At 44.6% G+C, this 21624-nt stretch carries 20 protein-coding genes and 1 pseudogene; 13 read left to right on the top strand and 8 right to left on the bottom strand.

From position 1 onward, the window contains the following. Nucleotide 1: 1 nt before the first annotated feature. Nucleotides 2-661 (bottom strand): phosphatase PAP2 family protein, encoded by a 660-nt coding sequence (locus QYC40_RS03590; RefSeq protein ID WP_301992432.1) that lies wholly within the window; start codon nt 659-661, stop codon nt 2-4. Nucleotides 662-929: 268 nt separating this feature from the next. Continuing rightward, the gene (locus QYC40_RS03595) at nt 930-2369 is read right to left on the bottom strand and encodes a RagB/SusD family nutrient uptake outer membrane protein (protein WP_301992433.1); all 1440 of its coding nucleotides are present in this window, start codon (nt 2367-2369) and stop codon (nt 930-932) included. Between the two features lie 34 nt (nt 2370-2403). On the opposite strand from QYC40_RS03595, the pseudogene QYC40_RS03600 reads away from it, so the two are divergent. Continuing rightward, a pseudogene (locus tag QYC40_RS03600) lies at nt 2404-3219 on the top strand (cytochrome-c peroxidase); the annotation flags it as partial. Then, nucleotides 3216-4505, top strand: a complete 1290-nt coding sequence (locus tag QYC40_RS03605; RefSeq protein WP_301992434.1) for a S41 family peptidase — start codon at nt 3216-3218, stop codon at nt 4503-4505. The pseudogene QYC40_RS03600 and the gene QYC40_RS03605, both read left to right, overlap by 4 nt. A gap of 51 nt (nt 4506-4556) precedes the next feature. Here the strand turns inward: QYC40_RS03605 and QYC40_RS03610 are convergent, their stop codons facing one another. From QYC40_RS03610 to QYC40_RS03625, 4 genes are all read right to left on the bottom strand, one after another. After that, the gene (locus tag QYC40_RS03610) at nt 4557-4793 is read right to left on the bottom strand and encodes a DUF2892 domain-containing protein (protein ID WP_301992435.1); all 237 of its coding nucleotides are present in this window, start codon (nt 4791-4793) and stop codon (nt 4557-4559) included. A gap of 70 nt (nt 4794-4863) precedes the next feature. Then, nucleotides 4864-5490, bottom strand: a complete 627-nt coding sequence (locus QYC40_RS03615) for a Crp/Fnr family transcriptional regulator (RefSeq protein WP_301992436.1) — start codon at nt 5488-5490, stop codon at nt 4864-4866. Between the two features lie 72 nt (nt 5491-5562). Continuing rightward, nucleotides 5563-6270, bottom strand: a complete 708-nt coding sequence (locus QYC40_RS03620) for a DUF2931 family protein (protein WP_301992437.1) — start codon at nt 6268-6270, stop codon at nt 5563-5565. Nucleotides 6271-6273: 3 nt separating this feature from the next. Then, nucleotides 6274-6585 carry a hypothetical protein gene (locus QYC40_RS03625; RefSeq protein ID WP_301992438.1) on the bottom strand — a complete coding sequence of 104 codons (312 nt, stop codon included), beginning with the start codon at nt 6583-6585 and terminating at the stop codon, nt 6274-6276. A 106-nt stretch (nt 6586-6691) separates the two neighbouring features. Between QYC40_RS03625 and QYC40_RS03630 the strand changes: the two genes are divergently transcribed. The 6 genes from QYC40_RS03630 to QYC40_RS03655 all read left to right on the top strand — a co-directional run bounded on the left by QYC40_RS03630 (nt 6692) and on the right by QYC40_RS03655 (nt 14099). Beyond that, a complete protein-coding gene (locus QYC40_RS03630; RefSeq protein WP_301992439.1) occupies nt 6692-7093 on the top strand; it encodes a hypothetical protein in 402 nt (133 codons plus the stop codon). A gap of 111 nt (nt 7094-7204) precedes the next feature. Continuing rightward, nucleotides 7205-8593, top strand: a complete 1389-nt coding sequence (locus tag QYC40_RS03635; RefSeq protein ID WP_301992440.1) for a TolC family protein — start codon at nt 7205-7207, stop codon at nt 8591-8593. 9 nt (nt 8594-8602) lie between these two features. Then, nucleotides 8603-11773, top strand: coding sequence for an efflux RND transporter permease subunit (locus tag QYC40_RS03640; protein ID WP_301992442.1), 3171 nt, complete (start codon nt 8603-8605; stop codon nt 11771-11773). A 10-nt stretch (nt 11774-11783) separates the two neighbouring features. Next, nucleotides 11784-12884 (top strand): efflux RND transporter periplasmic adaptor subunit, encoded by a 1101-nt coding sequence (locus QYC40_RS03645; protein WP_301992444.1) that lies wholly within the window; start codon nt 11784-11786, stop codon nt 12882-12884. A gap of 54 nt (nt 12885-12938) precedes the next feature. Next, complete coding sequence (locus QYC40_RS03650) at nt 12939-13493, top strand: TlpA disulfide reductase family protein (RefSeq protein WP_301992445.1); 555 nt, start codon at nt 12939-12941, stop codon at nt 13491-13493. Nucleotides 13494-13502: 9 nt separating this feature from the next. Continuing rightward, nucleotides 13503-14099: a TlpA disulfide reductase family protein gene (locus tag QYC40_RS03655; RefSeq protein WP_301992446.1), complete on the top strand. Its 597-nt coding sequence runs from the start codon at nt 13503-13505 to the stop codon at nt 14097-14099. A gap of 6 nt (nt 14100-14105) precedes the next feature. Here QYC40_RS03655 and QYC40_RS03660 read toward each other — a convergent pair whose 3' ends face one another. Next, the gene (locus tag QYC40_RS03660) at nt 14106-14564 is read right to left on the bottom strand and encodes an Lrp/AsnC family transcriptional regulator (protein WP_301992448.1); all 459 of its coding nucleotides are present in this window, start codon (nt 14562-14564) and stop codon (nt 14106-14108) included. A 182-nt stretch (nt 14565-14746) separates the two neighbouring features. On the opposite strand from QYC40_RS03660, the gene QYC40_RS03665 reads away from it, so the two are divergent. From QYC40_RS03665 to QYC40_RS03680, 4 genes are all read left to right on the top strand, one after another. After that, entirely contained in the window at nt 14747-15823 is a 1077-nt protein-coding gene (locus tag QYC40_RS03665; RefSeq protein ID WP_301992449.1) for a PLP-dependent cysteine synthase family protein, read from the top strand. Nucleotides 15824-15919: 96 nt separating this feature from the next. After that, nucleotides 15920-17605 carry a protein-disulfide reductase DsbD gene (locus tag QYC40_RS03670; protein ID WP_301992451.1) on the top strand — a complete coding sequence of 562 codons (1686 nt, stop codon included), beginning with the start codon at nt 15920-15922 and terminating at the stop codon, nt 17603-17605. Nucleotides 17606-17969: 364 nt separating this feature from the next. Then, nucleotides 17970-19220 carry a DUF3748 domain-containing protein gene (locus QYC40_RS03675; protein WP_301992453.1) on the top strand — a complete coding sequence of 417 codons (1251 nt, stop codon included), beginning with the start codon at nt 17970-17972 and terminating at the stop codon, nt 19218-19220. Nucleotides 19221-19308: 88 nt separating this feature from the next. Beyond that, complete coding sequence (locus QYC40_RS03680) at nt 19309-20154, top strand: glycerophosphodiester phosphodiesterase (RefSeq protein WP_301992454.1); 846 nt, start codon at nt 19309-19311, stop codon at nt 20152-20154. A 176-nt stretch (nt 20155-20330) separates the two neighbouring features. Here QYC40_RS03680 and QYC40_RS03685 read toward each other — a convergent pair whose 3' ends face one another. Next, nucleotides 20331-20738: a hypothetical protein gene (locus QYC40_RS03685; protein ID WP_301992455.1), complete on the bottom strand. Its 408-nt coding sequence runs from the start codon at nt 20736-20738 to the stop codon at nt 20331-20333. Nucleotides 20739-20868: 130 nt separating this feature from the next. On the opposite strand from QYC40_RS03685, the gene QYC40_RS03690 reads away from it, so the two are divergent. Then, nucleotides 20869-21615 carry a copper homeostasis protein CutC gene (locus QYC40_RS03690; protein WP_301992456.1) on the top strand — a complete coding sequence of 249 codons (747 nt, stop codon included), beginning with the start codon at nt 20869-20871 and terminating at the stop codon, nt 21613-21615. The last annotated feature ends 9 nt before the right edge of the window (nt 21616-21624 follow it).

Consider the following 21624-nt stretch of genomic DNA (forward strand, 5'->3'; position numbering starts at 1 on the left):
TTTAGATGCGGAAGCTAGGGGGGGAGAACGTTCGTATGGATACGCTATTTTCACGAAAATAAGTGATTACTAAATAATAGCAACAGCTGAACCCCATACCGAGCATCGTACCGAACCAGACATCATCCCAATAATGCTGTCCCAGATAAACCCGAGAATACCCCGTTAGACAGGCCAGTAAAAGCGCAATCAACGCTAATCTGATATCCTTTCCAAAGAGCGCCAATGCTGCCGCCAAGGCAAAGGTAGAGGTACTGTGACCAGAAGGGAAGGCGTTATGCTGCGCGAGGGATAACCAAGGGACGCTATGGAAATCCGGATGATCCTGTAAACTAAAGCCCGGGCGATAGGTCTGGAAAGAACGCTTCAATAGAGAACAGATCAATCCGGAGCCTATATAAGTCGCCACTACAGCAATACCCAATTTACGCGAGCGAAAAAAGAAATAAACTAAGCCGACCAATACTACAAATAGGCCATCCCCAAAAAGGGTTACGACCGTAAAAAAATAGTCTAAGAATGGATGATGTGCCGAGTTGAATAGTAAAAAAGCTTCCTCTTTCGGAAAGAAGAATATCAGGATACTCAGCAAAAAGTACCATAGAAAAAAGCAGTTGAAAAATATGCTATTATCTAGATAAAACCGTGTTAATCGCGTCATAAGGTTAATATTTAGGATAATATCTTATCGTTGCTAAAATTAACCTTTATGTGTTATTTTAATGTTATCAGGTAATTGATTGCTATTAATTGTATGTTATGATTGTAGATTGTGCTTCATAGGAAATTAAACTTAAATTTCGGTAATCCCAATCTGCGATTTAGGCTCTTACTTCCATTTTACATCATCCCTCCAGAATAAAAAAAACTCCGACGTCATCGCAGATTGACGCCGGAGCAATATACTTTAGAAGGCCAGCAAATACCTCCTAAAGACCATAGCCCTGATTCTGTTCGCCGAAGTTCTTGTTCAAGTCAAGCTCCGACTGCGGAATCGGGAAGTACAATTGTTCATTTTTAGTGATATGAGGGCGTATCTCCGAAATCAACGCTAAAGGCATACGGATTAAGGTGAACCACTCGACCGCATCCTCGCCAGCGAAGCTCTTCAGCACTTCCCTTGTGTAGAATTTCCAAAGCGCCTCTTTGCTCGTGATTTGATCTAGCGCGTTGAAGTCGCTGATACCTGCTTTTTCCATTAGCAACTTCAAAGTCGATTTCGCTTCGGAATAATCGCTCTTCGAACGAATGATAGCCTCTGCTTTTAACAAATAGACCTCCGATAATCGAATAGCATACTGCGTTTCCGAGGTCTGCGTAGGTTCTGTTCCGGCAGCAATAAACTTATGGAAATAGTACGTATCGGGACTGTACATCTGAAATGGCGCATCCGCACCGATCATCCAGTCCTGCCTAGGATCATCATTCAGCATCTCCTTAAACTTCAGGTTCGTCGTAAATAAGCGATCAGCCATCGGGAAATAAAAACGACTTAAGTTGTTGTAATAAACCTCTTGCCCAGGCTGCGGTTTAACGCCCAATATTACCTCCTTGCTTTGCAAGCCTTTCAACTGAAAGATATCTCTGACATTATCCTCTAACGTGTAAGGACTGTGTTGAATTACGTCATCGGCCAGAAGGAGCAGGGCATTCAAATCGGCGTCGAGTCCGCGACAGGCAAGCACGCGCATCTTCAGTACTTTAGCCGCCCATTGGTTCGCATAATAATTAGGGGTTTCCAATTTCGCATGCTCAATTGCATAGTCCAGGTCCGCTAAGATATGCGAGTAAGAATCCTTTACGCTGCTGCGTTTCTTGGGCATATTGCTCAAGCTGCTGAACTCATCGCGTATCAATACCCCATTGATCGAATTAAGGTCTTTCCATTCCGCAAAGTACATTAACAATTTGAAGTGTCCGTATGCGCGCAGAAAGCGCGCTTCAGCAGATAGTTCTGTTTTCGCGGTGCCAGGAAGCTTAGCTTCCGGCAAAGCCTCCACGCCTCGTAACAACCCATTTGCCGCAAGGACTATTTTGTAGGCATATTCCCATTGATAGATTGGGGAGTTGGAGTTCACATTATCATTTTCCTCCTCAGGAAGCGGACCTAGTCCATGGCTTAAGGTGCCCGATAGTAGACCTCCTGTGGTATTGTTATACACCCAGTTGGCAATATTATCATTGTCAACATTCGCAAAGCGATAATACACACCGTTCAAGGCCATTTTTGCTGAGGCTAAATCCGTAATGGCCGTTTCGCCAACCCGATCGTTAGCCGGCAATTTACTCAATTCTTTATCGCAGGAACTATTTAACAGTGCTACTAGCATGCATGCTGCGATATGGTATCGTTTAAAAGTCTTTAACATGTTCGTTCCTTTTTAAAATCGCCATAAACCTGAAAGTTACTGGACGGATGCGAAACGCACAGCAAGTGGTATTGCCGCGCATCATCGCAACACGCCGACCATGCAGAATGTATGGACATTAGAGGGGCATCTCTTCCATGATGGCCGGGCAAAGACTTTCCGGGAGCAGATTGCGGAAGCGATTGAATCGCCCATCGAGATGGGGGGCAATACCTATACCTTGCCTGCAAAATTGCAGGCGGTTCCTGGCTATGTGCGTATGTATGAGGAGGCCTATGGTACGCGCGAATTGACACGTGAGGGTTTACTGGATGCCATCGCTGCCTACTCTAAAACCATTAGCAGCGGTATCACCGCTTTTGATCGCTTCGTGGCAGGAGATTACCAAAGCCTCAACGATGAGCAGATCGAAGGCTTGCACCTGTTCCGTACCAAGGGACAGTGCATCAACTGCCATAATGGTCCCTTCTTTACGGATTTAAATTACCATAACCTGGGTTATGCGGTAGATGTTTTCGGGAAATTGGACGATGGACGTTATATCGCTACGAAGAATAAGGACGATTTGGGAAAAATCCGTACGCCGGGTCTGCGCAATGTGGTACATACGCCGCCTTATATGCACAATGGCTCCATAGCAACATTGACGGAGATTATTTCGCTGTTGAGCCAAAAGATGCCTCAATCTCCGGGACAGCAGATTCATGGGGAATTATCACCACATATCAAGAGTTTAAAACTAAGTCGTAAGGAGCAGGATGCGATTCTCGCTTTCCTGAATGCCTTGAGCAGCGAGCGACCTAATGTAACGCCGCCCGAATTGCCTTATGCTTTAGACAGTATAGAATGAGTGCCATCATCAGATCAGTCGGTAGAATTCGGCTATTATGCTTATGCATGCTGCTATGGATAGCTTGTAAAAAAGACAATCCTCCATCGCCGGGAGGGGAGGAGATTGTTACACCGAAGCACGGCAGCCGAAAGGAGATGAGCCTGGACTCGATTTACCTCTACGCGAAGCACTGTTATTATTGGAATGAGGCTTTGCCTTCTTATACGGATTTCGATCCCCGAGGGAAGTTCGCTGGCATCAGTCCTGAGGAGACTGCCTTGAGCAAGTCATTGTATCGCTTAAGTCAGTTTTCTATGCATCCTGGGGGAAAGCCCTATGAGTGGACCCGCATGGAAGGACGTGCGAAGTATTCCTTCCTGGAGGTTCGTGCGCAGGGTTCCGCTAGTGCTAAAAGGCTGGCATCTATAATCAACACAAGTGCTTCAGTGCATTTGGAAAGCGACACTGATATCGGCTACCTGCGGCTCCATTCCTTTCCACGATTGGCGGCAGTTCAGGGCGATCTAGATCGCGCTTTCGCAGCAATGGCAAGCCAGAACATCAGTACGCTGATTATCGATCTGCGCTTCAACGGAGGCGGATATATCGAAACGGCCGGCTATGTGGCAGACCTTATTGCGCCGAAGGAGCTGGAAGGAAAGGTAAAATATACGGAGCATTTCAATACCTTGATGCAGAACGGCCGCGCAAGCATGCTGAAGCAGCAAGCCTACCTGGACAAGGATGGCAGAACCATGACCTATAAAGGGCGTCTGGCTACGATGGCAGATATTGATTTCTCCGTCGCCGCAAATACGAAGAAATTCCACAAAAAAGGCGACCTCCATAGCATCAAACGCCTGTACTTTATCAGCAATTCGATGACAGCCTCCGCAAGTGAGCTATTGATCAGTTGCTTCAAACCTTATTTACCGATCCGCTTGATCGGCGAACGAACCTACGGTAAGCCCGTAGGTTCGTTCGCTATTCGTATTGACCGCTACAACCTGTACCTCGCGACATTGCAGCTCCGAAATGCGAATGGCTGGGGCGACTACTTCGATGGCATTCCCCCGGATGTTGAAGTACTCCCCGGAACAACTGACTACCAGATCGGAAGCCCGAAAGATCCCTTTCTGCAGGCCGTATATAAGGATTTAGGGATAGAATTTGTCGGGGAGGGAAAAGAAGCACAATACAAAGACCTCAAGCGTGTTAAGGCAAAAACTTTAGACCTTTCCAGCATTGCCGCAGGCAAAGTGGAAGCCCTGATGATTAAGGAACAGTTTAAGTTAAAGGAATAGAATTAGTATTTAGACTCTAAAATCTTATGTCTAAAATCTAATATCTAATCGTCACTCATTTGTTCTTCCTTGCAGCGGATTATCGTTTTTCTTTTTATATGTCTTTATGCCTAATAAGCTGTAAAGTGGGCAGAAGCCCATCATGCTGGTTAATATGAGTATTCCAGCAAATACCATCAGAACGATTGATATGGTTCCGGTGATTCGTTCGGTGAAGAATAGTACGGCAATTACGATTGCAACAAAAACACGTATTCCTCGATCTATGTTTCCTATATTTTGTCTCATAGCTGTGTGTGTTAGTGTGATTGTATAGACAAAGATGGCTAATGAAGGCGCGGTTTGTCAGTGACTTTTATCACACAAGGGAAATTATTTCTACTTTATTACGAAAAAGTTTGAGCATGTCGCGCTGTTCGAGTTGCTTCAATAGTCGGGAGATCACCTCGCGGGAGGTGGATAGCTCTTTGGCAATTTCCTGGTGGGTGATGTTGAGGATATTGCTTTGTAGACTTTCCGACTTTGTTGCTAGGTAGCTGATCAGGCGTTCGTCGATCTTTTTGAAAGCGACGTTGTCCAAAGTGCTCAGTATTTCGTCGTAGCGGAAGTCGAGGGTGCTCAATACAAACCATCGCCAAGCGGGATAGGTTTCATACCATCGTCGGGCAACCGCGGAGGGGATTCCGATAAGCTCGATATCCTCTTCGGCAATTGCCTTAATATTGGATATTTTATCCATCATCATTGTCGATAGCGAAATAGCACAGGACTGACCTTCCTTGATGTAATAAATAAATAATTCCTGACCGTCTTCATTCTGTCGGATGACGCGAATGTTTCCTCGTAGGACCAGAGGGACGATTTTGATGTACTTGTGAGGTTCGACGAGTATGTCGCCCGCTTTGAATTCGAGCCGAATACCCTCCCTCTCAAACTCCGCCCGCAATTGTGGCTGGAGTAAGAAGTCAAATTTCTCCGTAATCATATTAAATAGTGTAGTGTGTAACCTAAATATACGAAAAGGAGCGCTAAAAAGTATTAGCTGAAATGTTAAATTCTAGGGTATGCTTTTAGGGATGGCTAGACTGTCAATATATTTAGCATTCCGATCCCAGCCTGCGTCTATCCGCATCTTCAGGCTGTCCGGCAGATCTCGAAAAACTTCCTTGTAGTAGGTTTCAAAATCTTTCAAACCGTCAAAATATAGATCCTCCGGACGCGGGGTCTTCGGTTGGAGTTTGGTTTTGCTAATGATGTGATCCTTGGTCGCCGTGCGTAGCCATACAATGATATTACCGGCATTGGCGATACCAACTAGGAAGGTGAGTCCCTTGGCATTACTACTATAATGATAAATGTTTTGCATATCTCCGGTTTTTGCTGCTTCCTTGAAGTACTTTCGAATTTCGGCAGTTGGAAGAGCGATGCTGTCTCTATAGTAGTTTTTAGAGCGGTAATCCACATATTGTATGACAAGACGCTTAGGCAGAAGCTCGGAGGAGTAGGTTTCTGGGAAATAATACTCCTCGCCCCACTTTGCCCGATAGAATCCGGTGTTTTCGGTATTGATGCTAATGAAATCATCCGGGTTCTCGGTGTCGAAGTGTAATTCACTCAAATGGACAGGGTATGACTCGGGCAGCATGGCGCTAGCAAAATAATAAAAGCGATCCCAAGGTTTGAAGACGATGGTTTTATAGCCTGCGTAACAAGCAAGTAGCACGGCTAGAAGGATATAAATCTTATTGACCGTATTGATTTTCATGGCTTAGTGATTAAATCCTTTTCCCAATTCGGACGCATACCAAAATAGTGCGGACAATAATAGCGTAATGAGCAGCAGAATGCCGAACAGCCATTTCACCCATCGGTATTTCTTATCGTGATAAGCGAATGCGAAGATTCCGGTAAGAATAGTGATGCTAATGAAGAAGGCGAAAAAGCTGAGTATGTTATCAGGGTCGTGATGATAGGCTCCGCCAAAACATATGATAGCAAGCGTGCAATTGAGGAAGATGAGTCCAACCGATAGGTTGACATTCTTACTTTGCTCGCTCTCTTTACTTAATTGCTCCCTCATAGCTGATAATTTACTGTTGAATATAAGATTTTTCTTGTGTAATAAAGCTATGGGAATCCGAAGAAGATTTGACATCTATGAATAAATGCCCTAACTTCGTAGCGATATGGATAAAAAAGCAATATATCTAACGAGGTCATTTCCGCAGCTCATCATGCTGATGGCGGTGATGCTGTTCGTATTATTGACCTCATGTCCTATCAAAAGTAGCATTAAGAGCCTTGCGGGTTTTCCCGTGAATACCGAGCAGGGTGCTGCAAAGAAGAATAGCTATACGTCACGCGTGCTTGTCGAGCAGTGCAGCGTATTTGAAAGCAGCTTGACACAACAAGTGAGCAAGCTGTCGCCGGATGCGAAGCAAATGATACCGATGATGTTGTTTGCCGTTGCTTTTCTTTTCTTGCTTGCTATATCCGATAGGACCACAAAGAGCCATTACTCCAATGGCGATTTTCCAAATTCAGGACCTATACCCATTTTCCTGAAGTACCGCAAACTGCTTATTTAGTACCCTTTCATCTTTTTTAGGGTTAGCACTTCTGCTAACCGAGCATTCGTATTTATTTTTTAATCGAAAATAACCGTGCATTGCTTTGCAATGCCGTTTAATCAGGTTTATATGAGAAAAAAGATGGTACTGAGCGGGTTCTACTACTTAGTCGCATGGAGCAGTACGGCAATCGCTGCTCAGGATACCTTGGGAAATTCGAACACCCTGGGTACAATTTGGCCGCAAATAGAATCAAGTTTTCCGGGTTTTGCGGCAAAGGATGCCGCTATTGCGGTTGCTTTGCAAAAGGAACGTGCGTTGCGAAGCAGTATGCTTCCACAGGTGAAGATGCAGGCGCAGCATAGCTACGGCACGTTTGAGGGTAGCTCGGGAGGTTTTTTTCCGCAACCCGGCTTCTTTAACGTCAGTGGCAATGCGGGCCTTCGTGGAAGTGAGCTAGCAGCCAATAACTTCGGATCAGCAACAGTTGAGTGGGATCTGATCACATTTGGAAAACAAGGCAAAGAAAAAGAAGCAGCGAGGACGGCTGTTCTGCGTACGGAGACGGATAAGGCTGCTTATCTGTTGGATTTAAAGAAGCTGAGTATCGAGCGTTATATCGCATTGCTGTACGACGAGTCTAAATGGCGCTGGTCTGCAAAAAACGCACAGCGGCTAGATGATATCCGTAGGATTACGGCAGGTTTATCGTCCGCAGGATTAAGGCCGGCAGCCGACAGTTTGCTGGCATCCTCGTCCTACGTGCAAGCGTTGGGCGAACAACAGCGATGGACTGGCGCGAAGGAGGCTTCGCTAATCAAGTTCTTAGCTTTGTTTCAGGGGCAGTCGCTGGATTATCAGGCCTCCTTGGATCGCTTTTTAGGTTTGACAGCAGCAAAGAACGGCGGTGTTTCGCAAGCACTTACTGATCATCCTTTTTTGGAAAACTTAGCTCAGGCATCGACCTATCATCAATTGGAAGCTGAAGTGCATAAGCGATCTTCGCTGCCTACGGTCCGCCTGTTAGGGGGCTATGCCTATCGAAGTTCCGGAATAGGGCAAGATGGTATGGTATCGGGTGCTTGGTCGGATGGTTTCAAGAACAGCACAAACAATGTGCTGGCGGGCGTAGGTTTAGTTTGGAATCTAAGCAGCTTGCAAACCAACAAATACAAGGCCGAAGCGAGCAGACAAGAAGGGGAAGCGGCTAAAGCCTTGCATGAGCAATATAGGCAAGGTATGGAGGCCAACCTATCGGCGGTGCATCAGGAAATCACGATGCAGTTTGCACGCTTAAAGAACAGCAAACTTGCTGTACAGCATGCACAAGATGCTTATCAGATGTACCTTGCACGCTATAAGAGCGGTTTGATTGCTTTAAGCGAACTGCTTCAAATTTCGAAGCTATTGGAGGAAGCCGAGCAGAAGCATATCGATGCAGCAAAATCCTATTGGATTCTCCTGGCCGAGGAAGCCTCCTTGAACAGCAATTTTGATTTCGTCTTTAATAACCTTTAATCCACAGCTATGAGTTTAATTAGATTTGCCTTAAGAAAGCCTATCGCTATCATGGTTGCGGTAATGGCTATTGCCTTTTTTTCCTATACGACGATCAAGAAGATCAATGTAGATATTTTTCCGGAGGTGGAGCTTCCGGCGATTTATATCGCTATGCCCTATGGGGGCTTATCGCCCGCCTATATGGACGGCTTTATGTCCAATGAGTTTCAAAAAGTACTCCTATTTGTTTCCGGGGTTAAGAATATAGATTTTAAGAGTATACAAGGTTTATCGCTGATGAAGCTAACCTTCTATCCAGGGACGAATATGGCGCAGGCGGCGGGGGAGGTGTCGACCTCGGTATCCCGGGCGATGGGATTCCTTCCGGCGGGCGCTGTACCACCGATGGTGGTTCGTTTTGACGGGAGTTCTCTGCCGGTTGGTCAACTGGTGTTTGAAAGTGAGCAGCGATCGGTGAATGAGATTCAGACTTTGGTAATCACCAAAGTGCGGCCTATGTTCGTCGAGATCCCGGGTATTACAGCACCAGCACCCTTTGGTGGGAATATTCGTTCCATCGTGGTCAACATCGATCCGGAAGCGATGCAGGCGAATGGCCTGAGTCCGGAAGAGATTACGCTTGCTATCAGCAAAAATAGCTTGCCCTCTCCGGCGGGCAATATTCGCATTGGCGATGAGAATCTGATGGCACCCATTAATTCGATTGCCAAGGGTGCCGAGGAGTTCTTAAATACGCCGATTAAAACGGGAGAGAACCGGACGATTTATGTTCGGGACGTCGCTCGCGTAGAAGATGGCGCCGACCAGACGGTGGGTTATGCTTTGGTGAATGGGAAGCGCTCGGTCTACCTGCCGATTATCAAGAAGGCCGATGCGTCTACGCTGACCGCCGTGGATAACTTAAAGTCTTCTTTGGGGAAAATAAAAGAACAGCTGCCTGAAGATGTGGAGGTACGATATGAGTTTGACCAGTCGAAATACATCGAGCGGGCGCTGACGAAGCTGATCCACGAGGGCATATTGGGCGCCATATTTACAGGCTTGATGATTCTTCTATTCCTGGGGGATTCGCGTGGCGCTTTGATCGTCGTATTGACTATCCCGATTGCGATATTAACGGCAGTCATGGTCTTGTATCTGTTTGGACAGACCATAAATATCATGACCTTAAGTGGGCTAGCCTTGTCGATCGGTATTCTCGTGGATGAAGCGACGGTTACCATCGAGAATATACATCAGCATATGGAGCAAGGAAAAGCAAAGCCGCGCGCAATCGTCGATGCGCTTTTGGAGATCTCTATTCCAAAGCTTTTGATATTATTATGTATCCTGGCGGTATTAACGCCCGCATTTATTATGACCGGTATTCCGAAGGATATGTTTATGCCGCTTTCTATGGCCGTTGCCTTTGCAATGATTGCCTCTTTTATTGCTTCACAGACCTTTGTGCCTATTCTGGCGAATTGGATGATGAAATCGAAAAAGCATGATAAGCAACAAGGGAAGCGGAAGCGCAAGTTGTTCGAGCGCTTCAATCTACACTATTCTTCGCGCATGCGTCGCTGGTCGGGTCGGGTATTGCCCTTGTTCTTAGTTTACCTGGTGCTTGCTGGCGGTCTATCAGCCTTGTTGCTTACGCAGGTAGGGATGGATGTAATGCCGGTTTCGAACTCCGGGGATTTCCAGCTGCGGATTCAGGCGCCCCAAGGTAGCCGATTGGAAAAAACGCAGGCGCTGGTACAGGGGGTGACTGAGGAAATAAAAGCGCAGTTGCCAGATAACGCTGTGAATCTGACTTCAGCTTATGTTGGTCTGCAGCCTCCAGGCAACCCAATCAACCCGATCTTCCTTTTTACCAATGCCTCGCATGAGGCTGTTCTGCAGGTTTCCGTCAATCAGGGAATTTATAAGGGATCAGTTGAAGCACTTAAGGAGGGTATTCGAATTGCTTTAGCGGCTAAGTTTCCTGATGCGCAGTTCAATTATGAGCCGATGGAATTGACGGAAAAGATTATGGGGCAGGGGGCAATGACGCCAATTGAGGTGAAAGTAGGGGCTAATCAGGTGAAGGCAGCCTATACACATGCAGCTAAGATTGAAAAGGAGTTGAAGGAAGTGCCTTATTTACGGGATATCCGCATTGCGGAGCCTATCAACTATCCGACGTTAGAGATCGAAGTCAACCGGGATTTAGCGGGGCAGTATGGATTGACGATGCAGGATATTACGAAGAGCTTAGTAACAGCGACTTCGTCTACTCGCTTTACCGATAAGAATTTGTGGGTGGATCCTCGCTCGGGTCTGGTGTTTCAGGTGCAGGTGCAGATTCCGGAGGCGTTGATGTCGTCGGAGGAGGCTTTGCGCGCTATGCCCTTGAAAAAAGGGAGTTTGCGTCCTGTGCTGGAGGACGTTGCAACGGTGAAACGAGTAACAGCGCCCGCACAGGTCAATCGGAAGGGACCAAATCGCTATGTGACGCTTATTGCGAACATTTATGATAAGGACCTGGGGACAGCATCGCGGGCAGTGAAGCAGGCTATTGCAAATGCGGGGGATGCTCCTCGTGGAACCTCGGTCTGGACGGAAGGAACCTTGCAGTTATTGGACGATACGCTGGATAGCTTATTGGCAGGATTGGGCTTAGCAATAATTGCAATCTTCCTGATGCTTTCGGCTTATTATCAATCATTCAAAGTACCCCTGATTATTTTGTCGGTTCTTCCTGCCGTAATTGCCGGTGCTTTGTTGCTGTTGTTCTTAACCGGAAGCACGCTAAACCTGCAATCTTATATGGGGATCATTATGTCTTTAGGGGTTTCTGTTTCGAATGCAGTGTTGCTGATCAATCAGGCGGAGTATTTTAGGAAGCAAGTAGGCTTGAGTCCCGCAAATGCGGCGCGCATGGCGGCTTCCTCGCGCTTGCGCCCTGTACTGATGACTGCGGCAGCCATGCTTGCCGGTATGTTGCCGATGGCCATTGGAATTGGTGATGGTGCGGAACAGATTGCGCCTTTAGGAAGAGCGGTAATCGGTGGATTGATTGCATCGACTTTCAGCATTCTGCTTTTATTGCCGCACTTCTTTAGTGCCTTGTTGGCTAAATCGTCAATTGCGGATCCCTCGCTGGACCCTGATGATACCGCGAGTCCTTATTTTCAAAAACAAATACATTCTTAATAGTGAGACTATGAAAACTGCATATCAACATATAATCAAGCAAGCTTTGGCGGTATCCGCCCTGCTTGCACTTTTTACCGCCTGCTCTTCGGAAGCAAAGCATGAGCAAGCGACAAAGGAAAAGCAGCCTGTGGCTGCTTCCTATCCGACGGCAGAAATACAGCTGATGAATCCGGAGTATCAGCTATCGATTCCTGCGGAATTGAAGCCATACGAGCAAGTCGCGGTATATGCGAAAGTCAGTGGCTTCGTGCAGCGCATGTTGGTGGATCGAGGCGACCGCGTGCGTAAAGGACAGCTCCTGGCAGTCTTGGAAGCGCCGGAGATGAACCAGCAACATCTTTCGGATAAGTCGACGGAGCAGAAGCTCTACAACGATTACCTGTATTCGCAACAGGCCTATGAACGATTGAAACAAGCGTCGGCCACTAGCGGCGCCGTGGCAGCGATTGAATTGGACCATGCAAAGAGTGCGATGGAGAGTGCGAAGTCGGCCTATGAATCTTCGAAGGCAGGATCTGCTCATTCTTCGCAACTTCAGAAATATCTACGAATAACGGCACCTTTTGATGGTATTATCACAGAGCGAAATGTGTCTGTGGGTGCATTGGCAGGTGCGAATGTCGCGCAGCCCATGTTTATGATGGCGCAGGGGAACAAACTACGTCTGACTTTAGCACTGCCGGAGAAACATGCCTCATCCGTACAGGAAGGGATGAAGGCTAGCTTTCAGGTCAGCTCCCAACCGGGCAAGAGCTTCGATGCGGTGCTCTCGCGTTCGGCAGGGATGCTGAATCAGCAGGATCGATCATTAACGTTGGAATTCGATGTCAACAATGCCGACGGAGCGCTACAGGGTGGTGACTATGCGCAGGCTAAATTGCGACTTCAACGCAGAAGTAGTACCTTTTGGGTGCCAATGAAGAGTGTACTTCAAACGCAAATGGGTACATTTGTAATGACCTTGAACAATCAGGAGATAAAAAAGGTGCCTGTCAAGGAGGGAATCCACCAGGACAGCTTAGTGGAAGTGTTCGGTGATTTAGCAGCGACAGACCTTATTTTGCTGAAACCATCGGACGAGATTAAAGAAGGGAAAGTGCAGCTTTAAGCAAAACGGGAACATTAAATTAAAGTATTAGAAAAACATCATATCTTATTTAAAATGAAAAGAACATGGCTATCTGCTTTCTTCGGATTAGCAGTATTAGGATTAACGGCTTGCGGAAACAGCAACGAGAAGAAGGCAGACACACAGGATAGCGCTGTTGTAAACAGTGATACTACACAACAAACAGCACAGACCACGAATCATAACATTTCCTTCCTTGATGAAAAAGGAAATGCTGTCGATCTGAACTCCTTAAAAGGAAAAGTAGTATTCATCAACTTTTGGGCGACATGGTGTCCTCCGTGTATCGAGGAGTTACCTTCTATCGACAATTTGCGCAAGGAATTCAAAGGGAACGACAATGTTGTTTTCTTGATGGTGGATGTTGACTCAGAGATTGAGCAGTCTACTGCCTTTATGAAAGATAATCAATATGACCTACCGGTCTTTATTCCAAATAGTGAGATTCCTTCGGATTTCCTTGCAGGCGCGATTCCTACAACCGTAATCCTCGATAAGCAGGGTAATATGGTCGATCGAATGGAAGGCGGGCGTGATTATAATACGCCGGAAATGAAAGAGAAGTTGAGCAGCTTAGCCAATAAGTAGGTATATCTTATGTCGAAATCATCGAATAAAACCCGCACGTTTTTCAAGGAGCATGGCTTCAGTATTTTCTTGGGCCTTGTTGTTATAATCATGCTGGTTTCTCCCGATGCTAAAGCTTGGGCAATTCGTCAGCTGATGAAGACGGGAATTTTCAACGCCAAGATTGAAGAAACGGCGCCAGCGGACAAGTTGGTTCACGATTTCTCTTTTTCGGATCTGGACGGCAACATCGTTTCGACGAATCAACTAAGAGGAAAAGTATTATTTATTAATTTCTGGGCTTCTTGGTGTCCCCCTTGCCGGGCAGAGTTTCCGTCGATCGAAGAACTATATCAGAAGTTTAAGGATCATCCGGATGTTGTTTTCATCATGATCAATCAGGACGATGAAGCGGCGATGGGGAAGTCATACCTTGATAAAGAAGGTTTTACTTTTCCTATGCATAGGCTGCACGGGCCCTTGGCGAATGAAATCTATACCGGTTCGCTGCCGACGACTTTAGTTATGGATAAAGCGGGGAGCATCCGTTTTAAACATGAAGGCTTCGCAAATTATGGGTCTTCTAAGTTTATTGCGCAGTTGGAAGAATTGCTTAATAAGAATTAAAGTCAACTAAAAGTGATAGGCCGTTTCGCTTTTTGTTTCGGACAATACGAAATAGGTCTGTACAGTGTTGACATGCGGTAATACAGCGAGCTTATGTCGCAGGAACTGATGGTAGGCTTCCATGTCTTTGGTTGCAATACGCAGCATAAAGTCATAGGAGCCAGCCATTTGGTAACATTCCATGACCTCCGGGAATTTGGACACTTCTTTTTCAAATTCGCCTAAAACTTCAAAGGTATGTGCCTTTAAGAATACTTGCGAGAAAGAGATGAGTCCGATTCCGACCATATGTCGATCGAGGATAGCTACAGTTTTTTTGATATAACCTGCTGATTTGAGCTTCTTTACGCGTTCGTGGATTGCAGCGATAGATTTGTGCAGCTTCAATGATAGCTCTTTATTGCTTAACGTTGCATCTTCTTGGAGAAGCTTGAGCAGCTTCACATCCGTTTGGTCTAAATCCATCTTCTTTATATTTTTCGGACTTCTGAATTGATATGGGTAAATATCTGAAAATTTAATTGAATAATACCATAGAAACGATAAAATTTACTGAATATCTACTCAGGTGTTGAATAATATCTTGTTTTGAATCACTTTTGTATTATTGACAAATAACGAATAATACCTAATACAATTAACTTTTAATGATGATCGAGGAAGCAACAGTTAGCAAATGTTTATCTCCTGAATTGGATAGTCGCTTTAAGCACTTATGGTGTTTAGTGGGCAACACACCGATGTTAGAACTTCAATACACTTACCAAGGTAAGCCAGGGAAGATTTATGTAAAGTGTGAGAACTATAACCTAACGGGAAGTATCAAAGATCGTATGGCTCTATACATTTTGTATAAAGCATATGCTGACTGCCAGATTCGCCCAACGGACATGATTGTTGAGGCGACAAGTGGAAATACTGGGATTGCATTTTCGGCAATCGGAAAAGCCTTAGGACATACGGTGAAAATCATTATGCCGAACTGGTTGAGCAAAGAGCGTATCGACATCATCAAGTCTATGGGTGCGGATATTCAATTGATCAGCAAGGAAGAAGGTGGTTTCTTGGGAAGTATCAAACTTAGTGAAGAATTAGCGGCACAGGGCGGTGTATTTTTGCCTAGACAGTTTGAGAATCTTTTCAATGCAGAAGCACATGAATTGACAACGGGTAAAGAGATTGCTTTGCAATTGCAATCTCAAGGATTAGTTGCAGACGCTTTCGTTGCTGGAGTTGGTACAGGTGGTACAGTAATGGGTGTAGGCAAGCAATTGAAGAACTACAATCCTAACGTACGAATCCATCCTTTAGAGCCGCAAGAAAGTCCTACTTTAACTACAGGATATAAAGTTGGAGCTCACCGTATTCAAGGTATCTCTGATGAGTTTATTCCTGCTATTGTTAAGTTGAACGAGCTTGATCCGGTAATTTGTGCTTCTGATGGTGATTCTATCATTATGGCGCAAAAATTAGCACAGCAATTAGGTTTGGCGGTTGGAATCTCTTCCGGTGCTAACGTGATTGGTGCGATCAAATTAAAGCAAGAGTTGGGTGATGATGCTGTTGTAGTGACATTATTATGCGACGATAATAAGAAATACTTAACTACAGATTTAGTTAAGGAGCAACCAGTTAAAGAGGGTTATATTTCTACTGATCTTGATTTTACGGGATTCCATCCGATTGCAAGATTAGAAAAACCATTAATTGGTTTCAATAAATAGTCTTTTGTTTCATACAGCTGTTGTTGGCTGTTAAGTTTTCTAGTAGAAGTTAGCCGAGTTCCAGCTCGGTTAACTTAATTTCAATAGAACCGAATTATGAAGTATATTTTTCATGTTTTATTAATATTGACGCTTTTCTTTGCGGGAACTGTGCAAGCACAAGAGGCTGATAGTTTGATCAGCTTAGACGATGTCGAGTTCTCCTCGGGAGCAGATACGCAAGTATTGGATACTTCCCTAACGGAGGATGTTGTATTCACCGATGGCCAGGATTCAGTTGCTCAAGATACGACGGCTGCAAGCGCTGTTGCTGCTACTGCGGCTCCGGAAGAGTCTAAATCCCTATGGGGAATCTTTATCGCCGGTCTGATCGGCGGATTCGCGGCCTTCCTGATGCCTTGTATTTTCCCGATGGTGCCTCTCACGGTATCTTTCTTTACCAAGAAATCAGGCAGCAAAGGGAAGGCGGTATCTCAAGCCTTTTTATATGGCTTATTCATTATTGTAATCTATGTTGCATTAGGAATGTTGATCACCATCGCTTTTGGCGCAGAGGCATTGAATGCCCTGTCTACCAATGGTATCTTCAACTTCCTATTCTTCCTGTTATTGGTGGTGTTCGCAGCTTCTTTCTTTGGAGCTTTCGAAATCACTTTGCCAAGTTCATTCGTGAACAAGATCGACTCCAACTCGGATAAGAGTGGTCTGATTGGCTTGTTCTTTATGTCGGCTAGTTTAGCCGTGGTTTCCTTCTCTTGTACAGGACCTATCATCGGTACCTTATTAGTAGAAGCAGCAACAAAAGGCGAGCGCTTAGGCCCTGCCGTAGGGATGTTCGGATTCTCTTTAGCATTGGCTATCCCATTCGTACTGTTCGCCATGTTCCCTTCTTTATTGAAGTCATTGCCAAAATCAGGCGGATGGTTGAACAGCGTAAAAGTAGTATTGGGTTTCTTGGAGCTTGCGCTAGCAATGAAATTCCTTTCCAACGTGGATTTAGCTTACAATTGGCAGCTATTGGACCGCGAGGTCTTCTTAGCGCTATGGATCGTTATATTCGGTTTAATGGGCTTATACCTATTAGGAAAGATCAAGTTCTCGCATGATAGCGACCTGCCTTATCTTTCTGTTCCGCGTACGGTTTTGACCATCATTGTATTCTCTTTTGTAGTCTACATGATCCCGGGGATGTGGGGAGCACCATTGAAATCGATCGCAGCCTTCCTTCCTCCAATCGGTACACAAGACTTTGATTTAAGTTCTGCGACACATGCAGCACCAGCGGCTTCAGCAGATGCTAGCAGCAGAAAGCATTACACACATTTCCACAGCCGTGCGACCATCAAAGGATTCGATCCTTACTATGATTATGATGAAGCATTGGCAGCCGCGAAAGCGCAGAATAAACCCCTGATGATCGACTTTACAGGTTGGACCTGTGTCAATTGTCGTAAGATGGAAGCTTCGGTTTGGTCGGATCCGAAAGTACGGAACCTGATCAATGAGAACTTTATTCTGGTGGAGCTATATGTAGATGAGCATGATTTGAAATTGCCGGAAGCAGAACAATATGTTTCCAAAGAAACCGGCAAGAAGATCAATACCGTTGGTAAGAAGAATACCGACTTCCAGATTACCCGTTTCCAGAGCAACTCGCAACCTTTGTATGCAATCGTAGGTGCTGATGAGCAGCTACTCGTTACGGCAAGCGGTGCAAACTATGATATCGATAGCTACGCAGCTTACCTGCAGAGCGCTATAGACGCTTATAAGGCGAAGTAAAGCGATTTTATTTTTTCGTAAGAAAGGCGCATTGTCTGAGGATAATGCGCCTTTCTTTTTGCATCGAGCTACGAACGAAGGTCTTAGCTACCTTCAATCTGTCTCTCCTTTTCTTAATCCATTGTATAACCTAATCATAACCCTTTCCGAGCGGTTATGATTGGGTTATACATTGGGTTTGAAAGGGCTTTGCATTGGGTTTAAGCAATCTCAGTCCTGGTTTATTATTGAAGAATTTCCCTCTGCATTCCCTCGTTCTTTTCCTGATTTTGATGTATTTTTACGCAGCAACCAAGACGAAATTCACGTACTTTAGCCAATTAAAAGAGACTACCAAGCGCTAAGAAAGCTAATAGATAATTAGATGTACCCAGAGGCAAGAACACTTACACAGGAGCAACATGGACACACGATGCATCATAACGGTGCCATTTCCAGCGATGGAAACTGGATTGTGTTTGATTACAGAAATGACGATACACATATTGGCCGAACAGGGACCATCGCGGTATTAGACCGGCGAACAGGCAAGCAGTTTCCGATTTATCAAACGCTCGGGCAGTCAATCTATGGACCTGGTGTTGGGGCGGCGTCCTTTAATCCCTGTACCAATCAGATTGTTTTTATTCATGGCATGCTCGATGCAAATAAAGAGAAACCCTATGATATCACCCGTCGCACGGCGGTGATTGTCGACTTAGAACACGAGATGAAGGCTTCCTATGCCGACAGTCGTGATTTGCTAGCTCCTTACGCTGCTGGTAGCCTGCGAGGAGGAACGCATTCTCATATGTGGAGTCCTGATGGGAAGATGTTAAGTTTTACCTATAATGATGAGCTTGTTGATCCCCACTTGCGGATGGTTGGATTTATGTTTCCTGTGGAACAGCCAGTTAAGGTGAGAGATAAGCGTGGAAATGTTCAAGGAAATTATTACGCTGTGATTGTTTCCAATGTAACGGACAGTCCCAAGCCAGGGTCTGACGAAATTAATAAGGCGTTCGATGAATGTTGGGTAAAGTGTTCATCGAAAGATGGCGCTCGTTACAGTATAGCTTTTCAAGGTAATACCCTAAATGCATCTGCTGAAACAGTCACTGAAATCTTTGTAGTTGATGTTGATTTGGATCTTGCGTTAGCGGATAAGTTGGCTGTCGGTAAGGAAGGTGAGCGTCCTAGAGCTCCACATGGGATACAACAGAGACGGCTCAGTCGAACTATTCATGGCTTGTCTAACCTTCGACACTGGCTGAGAGCGAGTCCCGACGGAGCGTATATTTATGCTTTAGCAAAAGATCAATTCGATAGAAATCAAATCGTCCGGTGCAATACTACTACGGGGGAATTAACTTTTGTTTCTGATTTCAACTTTTCGATTGCATCTCCAATTAATATAGATACATCCGGTGATTGGATGACGTTCATTGCAGATAATAAATTATACGTCTTTCATATTCATTCGAAAGCTTTGATGGAATTAACGACTCACGAGGTAGAAGAGGGTGAGCTCGTCGGAGCACCATTATTTGATGTGGATGGGAGAACGGTTTTTTATAATCAATTTGTAACAGGAACCGATGGAGAATTTATCCAAATAAAATCCGTGAATTATTGAAAAGTGTAACGATTTGTTAACAAATAATTTACGTTAGGCCTTTTCTTTTTTCAGTATTTTTATGCTTTAACCTAAGCATAATATTACCATGAAAATTACAACTATTAAGAACGCCTTCAGGCTTTCGACTTTAGGAATTTCGTTAAGTGTATCGTCCATCTCAGCCTCTTTTGCTCAGTTGAACGAGGTGAAAATATTTGCTCATCGCGCTGGAGCATATGAATATGATGAAAATACTTTGTCGGCATTTAAAACAACTTATGAGCAAGGAATGCGTGGCTATGAAACCGATGTTCGTATCACCAAAGACGGACAGCTCGTTATTTTTCATGACGATAATCTAAAACGAATCGTCGGAAAGGAAGGAGCGATCGAAGATCTGACCTTATCGGAAATAAAGAAGCTTAAAACGTTAAAAGGGAATGAAATACCAACCTTAGACGAAGTTGTTGCGTACTTTAAGGATAAACCTGGAGTTTACATTGAATTTGAAATGAAAACCAACAAACCTTTGTATGATGAGGCAAAGCTTCATAAATATTGCGACATGCTCTACAACAAGGTGTATTCGAATCGTCCGCAAAATTCAGATTATCTTCTTACATCCTTCGATAAGCGCCCGTTGCGCTATTTGAAGGCTAAATATCCGAATGCAGACCTCATGTTTATCAAAGGCGAGGCTTTATCACAGGCATTAATCGACGAAACGAAAGAGCTTGGAATCAAGCGTATTGCTGCTAATATTTCACAGACTACGCGTACTATGGTGAAAGATGCTAAAAAGCAAGGTATGACCGTAAGCTTGTGGCCGGGGCGTTCGGTGGATGATTTCCTGCTAGGATTATCGCTGGGATCTGATTATTTATGCACCGATGTGCCTATTGAAGTATCCAATTGGGTAAAGAACAATGCAAGTTGGATCAAACTAAAATAAAAGTAAAGCCGGCAAGATGGCCGGCTTAATTTTAAAAAAGAAGTTTGCTGATCATATCTTGATATATAAGATGAGTTCGAGGATGTTTTATCCGGAAACAGGCTGTTTTTTGCCAATAAACTAGCTAAGCCACTCAGCGAATGAATAGTTGATGGTTTAGGTAGATTGGTTTTTCCTTAGATAGTTGTCTGATACTTCGAAAGCATATGCGCTTGCCATTTCTTAATAATAGCGCATACCTCATAAGCTTCTTGTTGTTCAAAAGAATGAAGAAGCGATTCTAAGGTCAATGTAATTTCAGAAATATGAATAAAGTTTCCTTCTTCATCCCGATAATCGCTCAGGATATCCAAGAGGACACAATGGGTTTCAAATTCTCGGAATTTACGCTGATAATTACGGTCAGCATTTAACCAAAGATTTTCAAATTGGAAGCCAGACTCAATGTGTTTATGACAAGCTTGCTCGTATTGATTACGACGTGTTTGTAGCTCTTCTTTCATTTTCTCGACACTGTCCTGCAGAGAATCATACATGTGGGAGAGGTGGAGTTGCACTTCCTTGTGTTGTGAAATAAGTGGCATAACATTATTTTTTGATGCTCGTAAGTGTTTTAACAAATAATTAGCCGATTGGTTTGCAGTAGATGATTGGTTTTGTGATTATTATACTAATTTAATACATATTCATCGTAAAAGAAATATATTTGACAATATGATAGAAAAAAGTATTAACGGCATTCACCTAGAAATTTGTGCGAATTCGTTATTCTCAGCAAAAGAAGCGCAGCGGGGAGGAGCTAGCCGCGTTGAACTGTGTCAAAATCTGGAGAACGGTGGGACAACTCCCTCGTACGGACAAATAAAGCTCGTACGCGAAGCATTAGAAATTGGCGTGCATGTATTAATCAGACCACGCGGAGGCGACTTCCTTTACTCTGAAGAGGAATTCTCGGAAATGAAGGAAGACATTCTTTATTGCAAAGAGGTCGGTTGCGATGGTGTCGTGATCGGCATATTGAAACAGGACGGAGGGATAGATAAGGTTCGCATGCAAGAGCTCGTCGATTTAGCAAAGCCAATGTGTGTCGTTTTCCATCGCGCATTTGATCGATGTGCAAAGCCGCTAAAAAGCCTAGAAGATATTATCGAGTTGGGTTGTGATCGACTCTTAACTTCCGGATTACAAAATTCGGCATGGGAAGGTAGAGAGCTTATAAAATCTTTAGCTGATCAAGCCGACGGTCGGATCGAAATTATGCCGGGTGCAGGAATCGATGAGAGCAACGTGAGAGCGATAATCGAATACACGGGTGTAACGAGTGTACATTCATCTGCGAAGGTCGTGGAGGCTTCTAAAATGGTCTATAATCAAAGGAATGTAGCCGGAATGGACGAAGCTGTCATCAGCAGTTCTTCTAAAAGAGTCGCTGAACTTATAGAACAAATAAAAAGCCTTTAGTTTTCACTA

Origin of the sequence: Sphingobacterium sp. BN32 (assembly GCF_030503615.1) — a bacterium.
Lineage (GTDB): Bacteria > Bacteroidota > Bacteroidia > Sphingobacteriales > Sphingobacteriaceae > Sphingobacterium.